The following is a 14,832-nucleotide window of genomic DNA, read 5'->3' as shown; positions in this document are numbered from 1 at the left end:
ATTCAGGAGTGAAAAAGCCGCCTGCTGGGGCATACAGGCGGCTCGGAATGATTGTCACAGCAATGCACTGGGCGGGTGCCATACATTGATATCCGGATCGCCCCGGCCCGCAGGCAGTTGGTGAGCACCATGAATGCGGTTGCGGCCATCGCTCTTGGCAATGAACAACGCCCGGTCCGCCGCGGCGATCAAATCGGCCAACGTCGCGCAGCGGCAGGTGTCGAGCGCCGCCACGCCGATGCTGATGGTCACCAGAGGCAGCAGGCCGGCAGGCCCGGAAACGGTGGCCACCTGGGCTCGCAGCCGCTCGGCCAGCGCCATGGCCTGCGCCGTGAACACCCGGGGCAGCAGCACGACGAACTCCTCGCCCCCATAGCGGACCAGCACGTCGGTGGACCGGAAGATGGCTTTGCACTGCGCAGCCACCAGGGTCAGTACCGCATCACCCACCAGATGGCCGTGCAGGTCGTTGACGCGCTTGAACGCGTCCACATCCACCATCAGCACGGCCAGCGGGCGCACCTGCGCATCGACGTGATCCTGCGTCCACAGGCGCTGCGCGTGGTGGAACAGGTAGTGACGGTTGCCCAGGCCGGTCAGTGCGTCCGTCATCGCCATCTCGCGGGCGGCACGCCGCGTGCGCTCCAGCGCCAGCACCAGCCGCCATCCCAGCCCGGCACTGAGCAGCGTGAAGGGCAGACCGACACAGACCGCAACACCGCCAATCCACGCGGACAACAAGGGATGCCTGACACCCAGCCAGGCGTCCGCCAGCACGAAGATCAGCAGCGTGACACAGGCCCCGATGAAACCGACCAGCAGGCTCAGGCGCAGCGCTCCCCACCGCAAGGCCAGGTCCAGCAGCGCCGTCAATCGCGGCGAAAGGTCCGGGGTGCGGTGGGATTCATTCGTCGTCGATGCTGTCAGTGTCTTTGTCATCCGCCACACGCTGCTCGGAATCGCGTTCCTGCAATTCGGTCGAGGTGGCAATGTAGAAAAACCCGATCACGCGCGCTGCATTGAATTCAGTCGAACACTGTCAAACCCTGTCTCAAGAGCGTGAGCCGTTCACGTCAGGACGATGCGGGCCAGGCCGCCGAAGGCATAGCCCTGTCCGTAGCAGGAGCGGACCGGCAGCTCCTGGCCCACGCCCTGCAGCACCTTGCGGCGCAGGCGGGTGGCGCAGTTGTCGAGGTTGCGCAGGCTGTTGTAGCTGCCGGGCTTGCCCAGTTCGTCCAGGATCACACCACGCGCCACGGCTTGCCCGGGCGACGTCATGAGGTGGTGCAGGAACACGCACTCCATGTGCGTGAGGCCGATCCGCTGCCCGTCGGGCGCGCGCAGCTCAGCCGCAGCGACGTGCAGGTGCCAGGGACCCGCGCCGGTGGCCAGGACGGGCAGAGCGGGGCCGGGCGGCGCCTCGGCGGCGCCCATCGCCAGGCGCCGGAGCACGCTCTGGCAGGTGGCCATGATCAGCTCCAGCGAGCTGCCTTTCACCAGATAGGCGTCAGCCCCTTCAGCCAGGCCGCTGATGTGATCCGCATCGGTGCCGAAGGACGTCAGCATCACGATGCCCGGAGGCTGCGGCAAGGCCCGCAGCTCGCGCGCCAGCACCAGGCCGCTGCGGCCCGCCAGGCCGATGTCCAGCAGCACCAGGTCCACAGGACGGCGGCCGTGCAGGACGTCGAAGGCCTCGGCGCTTTCGCAGCCCTGGGCGTCGAAGCCCTTCCAGTTCAGGAAATCGAGCAGGTCATGCCGCAGGTGGTGGTCGTCCTCGACGACCGCGATCCGGTGAGGGCGGGGCACATGCATGGGCGGGGCGGACAAGGTGGATGCGGTCATCGATGAGTCGATTGCTGAGGCTGAGGCTGAGGCTGAGGCTGAGGCTGGGGCAGACGCAAGGTCACGCGCAAACCGCGCGCTCCGTTCGGGCGGGCTTCGATGTGGCCGCCGTGGGCCTGCGCCAGGCTGCGGCAGAAGTGATAGCCCAGGCCCGTGCCCTGCTTGCCGATCGCGCTGCTGGCGCGGTAGTACGGCGTGCCCAGCAGGGCCAGTTCGTCACCCGACAGGCCGGGGCCCTGGTCGCTCACCTCGATGCGCAGCCAGGCCGGGTCGCCAGCGTCCATCCGGGCGTGCAGTCCCACGGGCGTGCCCTCGGGCGCGTAGCGCAAGGCGTTGTCCGTCAGGTTGTGCAAGGCCAGGCCGAGCAGGCTCACGTCGACGCGGGCCTGCAGATGGGGCGGCTCGACCCGCACCTCGATGCGGTCGCGCATCTCCGCGCTGAGGCCTTGCTGCAGGTCGTGCAAGGTGTGCTGCAGATCGACGGTCTGCAGCCGGGGCTGCAGATGCTTCTGGTCGGCCGCCTCGGACAGCAGGAAACTGTCGACCAGCGTGCCCAGGCGGCTGACCTGGGTGCGGATGCCGCCCAGCCGCCGGGCCACGTCCTCGGGCTTCTGGCCGGGCATGGCCTGCAGCAGGTTGGCCGCGCGGTCGATGCCGGCCAGCGGGTTGCGGAACTCGTGCGTCAGCATGGCGACGAAGCGGCGCTGGTTCTCGGTGTGCAGGGCCGCCAGGGCGCTGGCCTTCTGTGCCTCGTTCTTGTCGCGCTGGACGCGGATGACGCGCATGACCATGGCCACGCTCATCATCGCGATGTGAATGGCGGTGCTGGCGGGATAGACGCCCAGCGTCCACGCATTGCGCGGCAGCCAGCCCAGCAACACGCCGAGGATGACCCAGGTGCCCGCGCTGCTGATGCCGAAGGAGATCACATAGATGACGTTGATCGACTCGCGCCGCCGCCGCCACAGGGCCAGCACGGCATAGAGGTTGCACAGCGCCAGCGGCAGGGCGGCAAAGTACACCGTGTTGGCCATGACCGAGTAGAAATCGGTGGCTGACAGCGGCAACAGCACCGCCACCAGCGCCGAGGCGGCGTAATACACCCAGGCCAGGCGACGGAAGTAACGGCGCAGCTCCAGCACCTCCGCCCACATCAGGTTGCCGATGTAGAACGCCCCCAGCGCACCGTACGACACCAGGATGTCGCTCAGCCACCAGGGCCGGATCGGCAGCAGCATCTGCAGCAGGCCGCCGTTGCAGAAGTACAGCACCGCCAGCGTCGACATATAGCCGGCGTAGGACAGCAGCACCCGGTCGCGCAGCCCGAGGCCCAGCATGGCGTAGACCAGCACCACCAGCGCGATCACGGCGACGAAGCTGCCATAGGCCATGCCGGCCAGCGTCTCGCTGGCCGCGTAGGCGTCGGGTTGCCAAAGGTCCAGCGTGACGTTCATGACGCTGGTGGTCTGCACGCGCACCCAGACCTCGGCGGGCTGGCCGGGTGTCAGCCGAAGGTTGACGGCGTTCAGCCGGGCGGCGAAGGGGCGCGGCTCGACGGTGAAGCGATCGCCCCGCTGGTGATGCGCCCAAGTGCCGTCCACCTCGCGGGTCCAGACCTGCACGTCGTTGAGGTAGTTGGCGCCGATGGCCAGCACCCAATGCTTAGGCGCTGCGGGCTGGGGCGCCAGCCGGACCCGGAACCAGTGCGCCGCCAGCGTGAAGCCAGCGCTGGGCAGGCCCGGAAAGGCCTTGAAGTCGCCCGCAGCCCAGTGCTGCTGCGCCTGCTCGAAGTCGGCCCGGCCGGTCGGGTCGACCCAGCGCTCCACCTGGGCGCCCAGGTTGACCTGATGGGTGGTGGCGCTGAGCTCGACCGGCAGCATCGACCCCGACAAGGGCAGCGCGAAGGCCGTCGTGGCGCTCAGCAGCAGGGCGACGATCCACAAGGCCGGCCAGCCAGGGGACGTGAGGAGGCGTTTCATGGGCCGGGGATTTCTTACCCCAGCACCACCGCATCCAGCTGCCGCATCCAGGCCGCCTTCTGCTCCGGCGTCGCAAAGCTCGCCTCAAAACTGTTGGCAGCCAGCTGATAGGCCTGGCGCGCGCCGAGTTGCGGCAGCGCGGCGAAGGTTTCGAGCCAGTTTTCGTTCATGTAGCCGCCGAAGTAGGCCGGGTCGTCGCTGTTGATCGTGGCGCACAGGCCGGCGTCGAGCAGCGCGGGCAGGTTGTGCTCGGCCATCGTCCTGAAGACGCAGAGCTTGATGTTCGACAGCGGGCAGACCGTCAGCGGCATGCGCTCGGCGGCCAGCCGGGCGACCAGCGCCGGGTCTTCGACGCAGCGCACGCCGTGGTCGATGCGCTCGGTTTTCAGCAGGTCGAGCGCCTCGTAGATATAAGCCGGCGGGCCTTCCTCGCCCGCGTGGGCGACGATGTGCAGGCCGAGTTCGCGGCAGCGCGCGAACACGCGCTCGAACTTGCTCGGCGGGTGGCCGCGCTCGCTGCTGTCCAGGCCCACGCCGATGAAGTGATGCCGCCAGGGCAAGGCTTCTTCCAGCGTCTTGAAGGCGTCTTCTTCGCTCAGGTGGCGCAGGAAGCACAGGATCAGCCGGGCGCTCACGCCCAGTTCGGTCTTGGCGCGGTGCACCGCGTGGTTCAGGCCCTTGATGACGGTCTCGAACGGCACGCCGCGTTCGGTGTGGGTCTGCGGGTCGAAGAAGATTTCGGCATGCACGACGTTGTCGGCCGCCGCCTTCTCCAGATAGGCCCAGGCCATGTCGAAGAAATCGGCCTCCTTGAGCAGCACGCTGGCGCCGGCGTAGTAGATGTCCAGAAAGCTCTGCAGGTCGCTGAAGGCGTAGGCGGCGCGCAGCGCCTCGACGCTGTCGTAGGCGAGCTTGACGCCGTTGCGCTGGGCGAGCTTGAAGATCAGCTCGGGCTCCAGCGAGCCTTCGATGTGGATGTGCAGCTCGGCCTTCGGGATCAGGCGCAGCAGCGTGGGCAGGCGCTCGCGCGGCAGGGTGTCGAGCGCGCGGCTCAGGTCGGCGGACAGCGGGGCAGTGCTCATTGAAAGGCTCCAGAATCGTAGGTGTGTACTGTGCCCGATCACGCTGCCGCCATCGACCCCGAACCGAGCTGTCTCCATGGCCCTGAATGCACCGAATGCCTCCCTGTTGCGCCAAAGCGCCATGGCTGCCCACCGCTTCGGGCTGGGCGAGGCCGATCTGGCGGGGGTGGGCGCCGATCCGGCCACCTGGGTGATGCAGCAGCTGCGCCAGCCGGTGCCGTTCAACGCCGACGATCTGCTCGGCACGCTCCAAGTCGGCGCCCTCAACCACCGCGTGGTGGCCGAAGGTGCGGGCGACGCGGCCGAGCGCGAGCGCATCGACGCCCGCCAGACCCTGCGCAACGCCACCGTGCGCGCGCAGGGCCGCCTGTGGCAACACCAGGTCAGCACGGCCAGCCCGGTCTACGAGCGCTGGGTGGCGTTCTGGGCCAACCACTTCTGCGTCTCGGGCACGCGCGGGCTGGTCGGGCCGCTGGTGCTGCCGTATGAGCGCGAGGCGATCCGGCCCCACGCGCTCGGTTCGTTCGAGGCGCTGCTGCGCGCCGCCAGCCTGCACCCGGCCATGCTGCTGTACCTGGACAACGCCGCCTCCATCGGTCCGAATTCGCGCGCCGGCCAGCGCCGTAGCAAAGGCCTGAACGAAAACCAGGCCCGCGAGCTGCTGGAGTTGCACACCCTGGGCGTGGACGCCGGCTACAGCCAGGCCGACGTCACCCAGGCAGCGCAACTGCTGACCGGCTGGACGGTGGCGCGGCGCGGCGAACCCTTTGCCGTCCAGTTCAACCCGCAGCTGCACGAGCCCGGCGCCAAGACCGTGCTGGGCCAGCGCTACGAGGCCGGACCGCAAGCAGCCGGGCAGCTCTTCCAGCGCCTGGCCACGCACCCGGCGACCGCCCGCCACGTCAGCACCCAGCTGGCGCGGCACTTCGTGGCCGACGACCCGCCGCCCGCGCTGGTCCAGGCGCTGATCGGGCAGTGGCTGCGCAGCCAGGGCGACCTGATGGCGGTGGCGCAGACGCTGTTCCAGCATCCCGCTGCCTGGCAGGGGCCGCCGGCCAAGCTCAAGCGACCGGAGGAATGGCTGATCTCGGCCCACCGGCTGCTGGGCATCGCGCCGCCCGCGCCCGCCCGACTGATCGGCACGCTGACGCAGATGGGCCAGCCGCCGGGCCGGCCACCCTCGCCGCAGGGCTGGCCGGATCGCGCCGAGGACTGGCTCGGCCCGGACGCGCTGCTCAAGCGCGTGCAGTGGGCGCAGCGCTTCAGCCAGGTCGAGACCGCTGCCTCGCGCGCCGGGCCGAACCTGGACGCCCGCGCGCTGGCCGCCGCCAGCCTCGGGCCGCAGTTGAGCGAGGCCAGCGCCCGCGAAATCGCCCGCGCCGACAGCGGCGCGCAAGCGCTGGCGCTGCTGCTGGTCAGCCCGGACTTCATGCGGCGCTGAAGCCCAGAACTTCCCGGAGTTGGCCCCGAAGCTGGAGACGCACACCTCATGAACCTGAACCGACGTCACTGGCTCACCCGCAGCGCCACCGGCCTGCTGCTGGGCAGCGCGACCGCCCGCCTCGCCCTGGGCGCGGCCAACCCGACCGCCGATCCGGCCACCGCACCGCGCCTGGCCGTGGTGCTGCTGCGTGGTGCGCTCGACGGCCTGGCGGCAGTGCCCGCGCTGGGCGACCCGCAATGGAACGCCCTGCGCCCCGCCGCGCAGGCCGACTTTGCCCGCCTGGGCGCACCGCTGCCGCTGGACGACACCTTTGCGCTGCACCCGCAACTCGCCGGCCTGCACGGCTGGTGGGGCGACGGCAGCCTGCTGATCGCGCATGCGGTGGCCCAGCCCTACCGCGAGCGCTCGCACTTCGATGCCCAGCAGATGCTTGAAAGCGGCGGGCGCGTGCCGTTCGAGCTGGACACCGGCTGGCTCGGCCGCGCGCTGGCCGTGATGCGACAGCCCGGCATGGCGCTGTCGCCGCAACTGCCGCTGGCGCTGCGTGGCAGCGACCAGGCCGGCAACTGGGCGCCCAGCAGCGAACGCGAGGCCGACACCGACCTGCTGGAGCGCGTGCAGCACCTCTACAGCGCCGACACACAGCTGGCCGCCCCGTGGGCCAGGGCCATGGCGCAGCAGGACAGGGTGAGTGCCGATACGGCCATGAACGGCCGGGCCGTGCGCACCGGCGCCTTTGCCGCCCTGGCCCGGCAAGCGGGCCGATTCCTGGCTGATCCGACCGGGCCGCGCCTGGCGTGGCTGGAAGTGGGCGGCTGGGACACCCACAGCGCCCAGGCCCAGCGCCTGCAGACGCCGATGGGCGAACTCGACGCCGGCCTGGTCGCGCTGCGCGAAGCGCTCGGCCCCCGCTGGGCCCGGACCCTGGTGCTGGTGATGACCGAATTCGGCCGCACCGCCGCCCTGAACGGCAGCGGCGGCACCGACCACGGCACCGCCGGCATCGCACTGCTGGCCGGTGGCCGGGTACGCGGCGGCCGCGTGCGCACCGACTGGCCCGGCCTGGCACCGGCCCAACTGCACCAGCAGCGCGACCTGCGCCCCACCGCCGACCTGCGTGGCCTGCAACGCGCCGTGCTCGAAGCCACTTGGCCGATCCCGCGCGCCGCGATGGAAAAAACCGTGCTGCCCGGCGCGCCTGCGGCCTGGAGCGACCTGCTGCTGGACGCGGCGGACGCCCGCACGTGACACGTCTTGAGGCCTGTCGCCCCGGCGGGCTGACAATCGACACTCACCCTTCACCGCTTCACCTCATCGCCTGCACCATGGCTCAACTGCAAGATGGCACCGCACAAAAAGACCTCCTCAACCGCCTCAAGCGCGCCGAGGGGCAGTTGCGTGGCATCCAGCGCATGATCGAAGAGGGCCAGCCCTGCCTCGACATCGCCGGCCAGATGGCCGCCGTGCGCAAGGCGCTCGACAGCGCCTATGTGCGCATGACGGTGTGCTTCATGCAGCAGGAATTGCAGCAGCGCCTGGGCGCCAGCGACGACACGATGGCCGAACTGGCCCCACTGCTCGACGACGTGCAGACGCTGCTGGGCAAGGTGCGCTAATCCCCTTGCGGCGACCACAACGCGCGGCATCAGGCCCCTAACATCCCGCCATGGCTGCACACCCCACCCCGCTCAAATTCCTCGGCCCCGCCTGGTTCTCCATCGTGATGGGCGGCTGCGGGCTGTCGCTGGCGTGGCTGCGGGCCGTGCCCTTGATGGGCGAGGCGGCGCAGGGCATCGCGCTGGCGCTGGGCGCGGCCAGCGCGCTGGTGTTCGTGCTGCTGCTGGCCGCCAGCGTGATGCGGCTGCGGCAGCACCCGCAGGCCTGGCAGGAAGACGCAGCCCACCCGGTGCGCTACGCCTTCGTCGCAGCGGGGCCGGCGGCGGTGATCCTGCTGGCGACGGTCGGCACCAGCGCGCTGGGTGCCCCGCTCGACAGCCTGCCCACGCTGCGCTCGGCCCTGGTCGGGCTGTGGTGGCTGGGCTGCCTGGCGCAGCTGGCGGTGACGCTGTGGGTCGTGACGCGCTGGTGGCGCGGCGCGACCTCCCCAAAGACCGGCGGGCTGCAATGGGCCGGGGTGACGCCCGTGCTGTTGATTCCGATCGTTGGCAATGTGCTGGCACCGCTGGCGGGCGTGCCACTCGGTCAGGTCGAGTGGGCCGCCGCGCAGTTCGGCGTCGGCCTGATGTTCTGGCCGGTGGTGATGGCGCTGCTGCTGGTGCGCATCGCCCTGCAGGGCCTGTGGCCGGAGCGGCTGCTGCCGGCGGCCTTCATCCTGATCGCGCCGCCGGCGGTGGTGGGCCTGTCGGCGCTGCAGCTGGGCGCGCCGCTGCTGCTGGGCTGGGCGCTGTGGGGCATGGCGCTGTTTTCGCTGCTGTGGGCCGGAGCGCTGATGCCGCGCATCCTGGCCCAGCCCTTCGGGCTGGCGCACTGGGGCATGTCGTTTCCGCTGGCCGCCTTCACGGCGCTGACGCTGCGGCTGGCGCAGCCCGGCGGGCTGCTGGCAGTGCTGGGGCCGATGCTGCTGGCGATCACGTCGCTGGTGATCCTCGGGCTGGGCCTGGCCACCGTGCGCGGCCTGCGCCAGGGCACGATGCTGGCGCCCGAGCAGGTGGCGGTGATCCAGCCGGTTCAGGCCGCTGCCGGCTGAACGCAGCGTGCGCGCCGGGTGAATGCCCGCCGCCGGCCCGACACCTATCATTCCGGCATGAGTTCCCGTTCCCCTGCGCCGCCTGCGTCGCCCACCCCTCAGTTGCAACACCTGGCCGCCGCGCGCCTGCCGACGCGCTTCGGCGAGTTCACCATGCACAGCTACCACCTCGAAGGCGAGGCGCTGGAGCACATCGCGCTGGTCAAGGGCGAGGTGGCCGGCGAGGACACGCTGCTGCGCATCCACTCCGAGTGCCTGACGGGCGACATCTTCGGCTCGCTGCGCTGCGACTGCGGCGAACAGCTCGCGCTGGCGCTGCGCCGCATCGACGCCGAAGGCCGCGGCGTGCTGATCTACATGCGCGGCCACGAAGGCCGCGGCATCGGCATCACCCAGAAACTGCGCGCCTACGCGCTGCAGGACCAGGGCCTGGACACGGTCGAGGCCAATGAAGCGCTGGGCCTGCCGGTCGACAGCCGCCGCTTCGACGCGGCCGCTGCCATCCTGCACCACCTGGGCGTGCAGTCGGTGCGGCTGATGAGCAACAACCCGCTCAAGTTGCTGGCGCTGCAGGAACACGGCGTGCGGGTGTCGCAGCGCGAGGCGCATGAAGTCGACCCCACCGCCGAGAGCGGCGCCTACCTCAACACCAAGCGCGACCGCATGGGGCACCTGCTGGCGCGTTGACCGGATTTAGACCCAGGGTGGCAGCAACGTTTTCCGCATGATTTTTTTGCGCATAAGCAAGCGCCAATTGCTTCGTTGGCGCAAATAAGGGCGGTCGATAACGTGGCGGCATGGCTTCACTCCACGCTTCTTGCGACCCCACCATGCGCCGTCACGCCCTCCGCACCCTGTTCCTGGCCACGGCCCTGACCGCCATCGGCGGCCTGGCCCAGGCCAAAGACTTCACGCTGCTCAACGTCTCCTACGACCCGACGCGCGAGCTCTACCAGGACTTCAACAAGGCCTTCGCCGCCCAGTACAAGGCCCGGACAGGCGACAACGTCAGCGTCAAGGCCTCGCACGGCGGCTCGGGCAAGCAGGCGCGCTCGGTGATCGACGGGCTCGAAGCCGACGTCGTGACGCTGGCGCTGGCCTATGACATCGACGAGATCGGCGACAAGGCCAAGCTCCTGCCGCCCGACTGGCAGAAGCGCCTGCCGCACAACAGCTCGCCCTACACCAGCACCATCGTCTTCCTGGTCCGCAAGGGCAACCCGAAGGCGATCAAGGACTGGGACGACCTCGTCAAGCCCGGCGTCGCCGTGATCACCCCCAACCCCAAGACCAGCGGCGGCGCGCGCTGGAACTACCTGGCGGCCTGGGGCTACGGCAAGAAGAAGTACGGTTCGGACGCCAAGGCACAGGACTTCGTGCAGAAAATCTTCGCCAACGTGCCGGTGCTGGACACCGGCGCACGCGGCTCGACCGTGACCTTTGTTGAGCGCGGCATCGGCGACGTGCTGCTGGCCTGGGAAAACGAGGCGCTGCTGGCCATCAAGGAACTCGGCCCCGAGAAGTTCGACATCGTCGCGCCCAGCAGCTCGATCCTGGCCGAGCCGCCGGTCGCGCTGGTCGACAAGGTGGTCGACAAGAAGGGCACCCGCGCCGTGGCCCAGGCCTATCTGGAGTACCTCTACAGCCCGGAAGGCCAGGACATTGCCGGCCAGAACTACTACCGCCCGACCGACCCCAAGGCCGCCGCCAAGTACGCCCGTCAGTTTCCGAAGCTGGACCTCTTCAAGCTCGAAGACGTGTTCGGCAGCTGGCGCGAGGCCCAGAAAACCCACTTCAACGACGGCGGCATCTTCGACCGGATCGTGGTCAAGCGTTGACTCCCGCGCCGTTTGGCGATCGCTTATTTGCAAAACACATAAGCAACGAGCAAATCAGTGGTTGAAAGGCCATTGGCGAGCCTCTAGCATCCGCGCCCTACGCACACGCCACGAGACTCGCCATGAAAACCGCCATCAACCGCCGTTCTGCCCTGAATCACGTCCTGGCCTTGGGCCTCGGCGCCAGCGCCCTGCTGGCCTCCGGCGCCGCACTGGCGGCCGGGCCGCTGCTCAACGTCAGCTACGACGTCTCGCGCGAGTTCTACAAGGACTACAACAAGGCCTTCACCGCCTACTGGAAGAAGACCGCCGGCGAGGATCTGGTGATCAACCAGTCCCACGGTGGCTCCAGCAAGCAGGCGCGCTCGATCATCGAAGGGCTGGACGCCGACGTCATCACCATGAACCAAGCGCTGGACATCGATATGGTGGCCGCCAGCGGCCTGATGGCACCGGACTGGGCCAAGCGCCTGCCCAACAACGCGGCGCCCACCAGCTCGATCACCATCTTCATGGTGCGCAAGGGCAACCCCAAGGGCATCAAGGACTGGGCGGACTTGGCCAAGGCCGGCACCAGCGTCATCATCCCCAACCCCAAGGTGACCGGCAACGGCCGCTACGGCTACCTGGCCGCCTGGGGCGCGGCGATCAAGGGCGGTGCCACGCCGGCGCAAGCGCGCGAGCAGGTGCAGAAGATCTTCGCCAACGTGCCGGTGTTCGACGGCGGTGGGCGCGCGGCCACCACCACGTTTGCGCAGCGCGGCATCGGCGATGTGCTGGTGACCTTCGAGAGCGAGGTGCAGTCCATCGTCGAGGAGTTCGGCAAGAACTACGACATGGTCTACCCCAGCCGCACCGTGCTGGCCGAAAACCCGGTCGCGGTCGTCGACAAGGTGGCCGACAAGAAGGGCACCCGCAAGCAGGCCGAGGCCTACCTGAAGTACCTGTGGTCGGACGAGGCGCAGGCCATCGGCATCAAGCACAACCTGCGCGTGCGCAACGAGGCGCTGATGGCGCAGAACGCGGCCAGCTTCCCGAAGATCAACACCTTCACGGTCGATGAGGTCTTCGGCGGCTGGAAGAAGGCGCAGGCCGACCACTTCAACGACGGCGGCATCTACGACCAGATCCTGGCCAAGCGCTGAGTTGAGTTGAGCCGATGATCTTTTCCCGCTTGCTCCTCAAGCGCCACAGCGTGCTGCCGGGCTTTGACCTGGCGCTGGGCTTCACCCTGCTCTACCTGAGCCTGGTGGTGCTGATCCCGCTGTCGGCCGCCTTCATCAAGACTGCCGGCATGACCTGGCCGGCGTTCTGGGAGGCGGTGGCCTCGCCCCGCGTGGTCGCCAGCTACCGGCTGACGTTTGGCGCGTCGCTGGCTGCGGCGCTGATCAACGCCATCTTCGGCCTGCTGATCGCCTGGGTGCTGGTGCGCTACGAGTTTCCGGGCAAGCGTTTCATCGACGCGCTGGTCGACCTGCCGTTTGCGCTGCCCACCGCGGTGGCCGGCATCACGCTGACGGCGCTGTACGCCGAGAACGGCTGGATCGGCCAGTACCTGCCCTTCAAGGTCAGCTTCAAGCCGCTGGGCGTGTTCGTGGCGCTGCTGTTCATCGGCCTGCCCTTCGTGGTGCGCACGCTGCAGCCGGTGCTCGAAGACCTGTCGACCGAGTACGAGGAAGCCGCCGCCACGCTGGGCGCCAGCCGCTGGCAGACCTTCCGGCTGGTGGTGCTGCCGATCCTGCTGCCGGCACTGACGACCGGCTTCGCGCTGGCGTTCGCGCGGGCGCTGGGGGAGTACGGCTCGGTGATCTTCATTGCCGGCAACATTCCGATGGTGAGCGAGATCACGCCACTGATGATCATCGCCAAGCTGGAGCAGTACGACTACCTGGGCGCCACGGCGATTGCGGTGGTCATGCTGCTGGCGAGCTTCGTGATGCTGCTGGTCATCAATCTCTTGCAGGCCTGGACGCGCAAGCGCCAGGGCCAGTGACCGGAGCGCACGACATGAGTACATCGTCCCATTCCGTGCGTGAAGCCACGCGCGAACCCGCCTGGGTGCGCCGCACGCTGATCGGCATCGCGCTCGCGTTTCTGGCCTTCTTTCTGTTCATTCCGCTGATCGCGGTGTTTGCCGAGGCCTTCAAGAAGGGCATCGACGTTTACATGGCGGCCGTGACCGAGCCCGACGCGGTGGCCGCGCTCAAGCTGACGCTGATCGCCGCGGCCATCAGCGTGCCGCTGAACCTGGTGTTCGGCGTGGCGGCGGCCTGGTGCATCGCCAAGTTTGAATTTCGCGGCAAAAGCCTGCTGCTGACGCTGATCGACCTGCCGTTCTCGGTCAGCCCGGTGATCGCCGGCCTGATCTTCGTGCTGGTGTTCGGTCTGCACGGCTGGTTCGGCGAGTGGCTGCGTGACCACGACGTGAAGATCATCTTCGCGGTGCCAGGCATCGTGCTGGCCACGGTGTTCATCACCTTCCCGTTCGTGGCGCGCGAGCTGATTCCGCTGATGCAGGCGCAGGGCCGCGAGCAGGAAGAGGCCGCCACGGTGCTGGGCGCCAGCGGCTGGCAGATGTTCAGCCGCGTCACGCTGCCCAACATCAAGTGGGCGCTGCTCTACGGCGTGATCCTGTGCAATGCGCGGGCGATGGGTGAGTTTGGCGCGGTCAGCGTGGTCTCAGGCCACATCCGCGGCCTGACCAACACGCTGCCGCTGCACATCGAGATCCTCTACAACGAATACCAGTTCGCCGCGTCGTTCGCGGTGGCCTCGCTGCTGGCCGGCCTGGCGCTGGTCAGCCTGGTGCTGAAGCTGGCGGTCGAACAACGCGTGAAGAGCCAGCTCAAGGCGGCGCGCAAGGAAAACACATGAGCATTGAAATCCGCGACCTCTACAAGCGCTTCGGTTCGCTGACCGTCTGCGACCACCTCAACCTGACCGTTGGCTCGGGTGAGCTGGTGGCGCTGCTGGGCCCGTCGGGCTCGGGCAAGACCACGCTGCTGCGCATGATTGCCGGGCTGGACAAGCCCGAGTCGGGCAGCGTGCACTTCCATGGCGAGGACGCCACCGACGCCCATGTGCGCGAGCGCAACGTCGGCTTCGTCTTCCAGCACTACGCGCTGTTCCCGCAGATGAGCATCTTCGAGAACGTCGCCTTCGGCCTGCGCGTGCGGCCCAAGTCCACGCGCCCGAGCGACGCCGAGATCAAGACCAAGGTGACCGAGTTGCTCAAGCTGGTGCAGCTCGACTGGCTGGCCGACCGCTACCCGCACCAGCTCTCCGGCGGCCAGCGCCAGCGCATCGCGCTGGCCCGCGCGCTGGCGGTCGAGCCCAAGGTGCTGCTGCTGGACGAGCCCTTCGGTGCGCTGGACGCCAAGGTGCGCAAGGAGTTGCGCCGCTGGCTGCGCCGCCTGCACGACGAGATGCACATCACCAGCGTCTTCGTCACCCACGACCAGGACGAGGCCATGGAAGTGGCCGACCGCATCGTGGTGATGAACGAGGGCCGCATCGAGCAGGTCGGCACGCCCGACGAGGTCTACGACAAGCCCGCCACGCCCTTCGTGCTGCAGTTCCTGGGCGACGTGAACCTGTTCCACGGCCGGCTGGGCCACGCGCCGGGCGGCTCCACGACGGCAGACGTGAGCTACGTGCGCCCGCACGAACTCGACATCGTCGCCAGCGCCGAGGAAGGCAGCTGGGGCGTGACGCTGTCACAGGCGCTGACGCTGGGCCCGGTGACGCGCCTGGAGTTCAAGCGCGACGACGGCAGCTACGTGGACGTGGAACTCTCCCGCGCGCGCTGGCAGCAATTGCGCGAGCAGCTCAACCTCGCGCCCGGCGTGCGCAGCCACCTCAAGCCGCGCCGCGTGACGCGGTTTGTGGCGGGGGCGGAGAACGCCGCCAGCGATGATCCTGCGGCGATGATTTGAGGGGT

14 protein-coding genes are annotated in these 14,832 nt (G+C 68.9%); 10 read left to right on the top strand and 4 right to left on the bottom strand.

Going from position 1 to position 14,832, the window contains the following annotated elements:
• Positions 1-54: 54 nt before the first annotated feature.
• The 4 genes from AC5IG3_RS01115 to AC5IG3_RS01100 form a co-directional block, all read right to left on the bottom strand.
• Positions 55-873: a GGDEF domain-containing protein gene (locus AC5IG3_RS01115; RefSeq protein ID WP_491896975.1), complete on the bottom strand. Its 819-nt coding sequence runs from the start codon at positions 871-873 to the stop codon at positions 55-57.
• Between the two features lie 195 nt (positions 874-1,068).
• Entirely contained in the window at positions 1,069-1,812 is a 744-nt protein-coding gene (locus AC5IG3_RS01110; RefSeq protein ID WP_491896974.1) for a response regulator transcription factor, read from the bottom strand.
• Positions 1,813-1,838: 26 nt separating this feature from the next.
• Positions 1,839-3,821, bottom strand: coding sequence for a sensor histidine kinase (locus AC5IG3_RS01105; protein ID WP_491896973.1), 1,983 nt, complete (start codon positions 3,819-3,821; stop codon positions 1,839-1,841).
• A 14-nt stretch (positions 3,822-3,835) separates the two neighbouring features.
• A complete protein-coding gene (locus AC5IG3_RS01100; protein WP_491896972.1) occupies positions 3,836-4,903 on the bottom strand; it encodes an adenosine deaminase in 1,068 nt (355 codons plus the stop codon).
• A gap of 76 nt (positions 4,904-4,979) precedes the next feature.
• Here AC5IG3_RS01100 and AC5IG3_RS01095 point away from each other — a divergent pair, with 76 nt between their 5' ends.
• From AC5IG3_RS01095 to AC5IG3_RS01050, 10 genes are all read left to right on the top strand, one after another.
• Entirely contained in the window at positions 4,980-6,344 is a 1,365-nt protein-coding gene (locus tag AC5IG3_RS01095; protein WP_491896971.1) for a DUF1800 domain-containing protein, read from the top strand.
• Between the two features lie 48 nt (positions 6,345-6,392).
• A complete protein-coding gene (locus AC5IG3_RS01090; protein WP_491896970.1) occupies positions 6,393-7,595 on the top strand; it encodes a DUF1501 domain-containing protein in 1,203 nt (400 codons plus the stop codon).
• A gap of 77 nt (positions 7,596-7,672) precedes the next feature.
• Positions 7,673-7,963 (top strand): metal-sensing transcriptional repressor, encoded by a 291-nt coding sequence (locus AC5IG3_RS01085; RefSeq protein ID WP_491896969.1) that lies wholly within the window; start codon positions 7,673-7,675, stop codon positions 7,961-7,963.
• A gap of 50 nt (positions 7,964-8,013) precedes the next feature.
• On the top strand, positions 8,014-9,054 hold the full coding sequence (locus tag AC5IG3_RS01080) for an SLAC1 family transporter (protein ID WP_491896968.1): 1,041 nt from the start codon (positions 8,014-8,016) through the stop codon (positions 9,052-9,054).
• A gap of 57 nt (positions 9,055-9,111) precedes the next feature.
• Positions 9,112-9,741: a GTP cyclohydrolase II gene (ribA, locus tag AC5IG3_RS01075; RefSeq protein ID WP_491896967.1), complete on the top strand. Its 630-nt coding sequence runs from the start codon at positions 9,112-9,114 to the stop codon at positions 9,739-9,741.
• A 143-nt stretch (positions 9,742-9,884) separates the two neighbouring features.
• Complete coding sequence (locus AC5IG3_RS01070) at positions 9,885-10,892, top strand: sulfate ABC transporter substrate-binding protein (protein ID WP_491896966.1); 1,008 nt, start codon at positions 9,885-9,887, stop codon at positions 10,890-10,892.
• 122 nt (positions 10,893-11,014) lie between these two features.
• The gene (locus tag AC5IG3_RS01065; protein ID WP_491896965.1) at positions 11,015-12,037 is read left to right on the top strand and encodes a sulfate ABC transporter substrate-binding protein; all 1,023 of its coding nucleotides are present in this window, start codon (positions 11,015-11,017) and stop codon (positions 12,035-12,037) included.
• A gap of 14 nt (positions 12,038-12,051) precedes the next feature.
• Positions 12,052-12,885 (top strand): sulfate ABC transporter permease subunit CysT, encoded by an 834-nt coding sequence (gene cysT, locus AC5IG3_RS01060; protein ID WP_491896964.1) that lies wholly within the window; start codon positions 12,052-12,054, stop codon positions 12,883-12,885.
• Between the two features lie 14 nt (positions 12,886-12,899).
• Complete coding sequence (cysW, locus tag AC5IG3_RS01055) at positions 12,900-13,766, top strand: sulfate ABC transporter permease subunit CysW (protein WP_491896963.1); 867 nt, start codon at positions 12,900-12,902, stop codon at positions 13,764-13,766.
• Positions 13,763-14,827 (top strand): sulfate/molybdate ABC transporter ATP-binding protein, encoded by a 1,065-nt coding sequence (locus AC5IG3_RS01050; RefSeq protein WP_491896962.1) that lies wholly within the window; start codon positions 13,763-13,765, stop codon positions 14,825-14,827. Before cysW ends, AC5IG3_RS01050 begins: the two co-directional genes overlap by 4 nt.
• Positions 14,828-14,832 lie beyond the last annotated feature (5 nt).

This window comes from Leptothrix sp. (in: b-proteobacteria) (assembly GCF_965250675.1).
Taxonomy (GTDB): Bacteria; Pseudomonadota; Gammaproteobacteria; order Burkholderiales; family Burkholderiaceae_C; genus Sphaerotilus.
Note: the sequence above shows the minus strand (reverse complement) of the source record. Positions and strands in the feature narration are given on the sequence as shown.

Bases quoted from the DNA above. Each gene is read 5' to 3' on its own strand.
- AC5IG3_RS01110 (WP_491896974.1), bottom strand. From the start codon at position 1,812: ATGCATGTGCCCCGCCCTCACCGGATCGCGGTCGTCGAGGACGACCAC.
- AC5IG3_RS01105 (WP_491896973.1), bottom strand. From the start codon at position 3,821: ATGAAACGCCTCCTCACGTCCCCTGGCTGGCCGGCCTTGTGGATCGTC.
- AC5IG3_RS01100 (WP_491896972.1), bottom strand. From the start codon at position 4,903: ATGAGCACTGCCCCGCTGTCCGCCGACCTGAGCCGCGCGCTCGACACC.
- AC5IG3_RS01095 (WP_491896971.1), top strand. From the start codon at position 4,980: ATGGCCCTGAATGCACCGAATGCCTCCCTGTTGCGCCAAAGCGCCATG.
- AC5IG3_RS01090 (WP_491896970.1), top strand. From the start codon at position 6,393: ATGAACCTGAACCGACGTCACTGGCTCACCCGCAGCGCCACCGGCCTG.
- AC5IG3_RS01085 (WP_491896969.1), top strand. From the start codon at position 7,673: ATGGCTCAACTGCAAGATGGCACCGCACAAAAAGACCTCCTCAACCGC.
- AC5IG3_RS01080 (WP_491896968.1), top strand. From the start codon at position 8,014: ATGGCTGCACACCCCACCCCGCTCAAATTCCTCGGCCCCGCCTGGTTC.
- ribA (WP_491896967.1), top strand. From the start codon at position 9,112: ATGAGTTCCCGTTCCCCTGCGCCGCCTGCGTCGCCCACCCCTCAGTTG.
- AC5IG3_RS01070 (WP_491896966.1), top strand. From the start codon at position 9,885: ATGCGCCGTCACGCCCTCCGCACCCTGTTCCTGGCCACGGCCCTGACC.
- AC5IG3_RS01065 (WP_491896965.1), top strand. From the start codon at position 11,015: ATGAAAACCGCCATCAACCGCCGTTCTGCCCTGAATCACGTCCTGGCC.
- cysT (WP_491896964.1), top strand. From the start codon at position 12,052: ATGATCTTTTCCCGCTTGCTCCTCAAGCGCCACAGCGTGCTGCCGGGC.
- cysW (WP_491896963.1), top strand. From the start codon at position 12,900: ATGAGTACATCGTCCCATTCCGTGCGTGAAGCCACGCGCGAACCCGCC.
- AC5IG3_RS01050 (WP_491896962.1), top strand. From the start codon at position 13,763: ATGAGCATTGAAATCCGCGACCTCTACAAGCGCTTCGGTTCGCTGACC.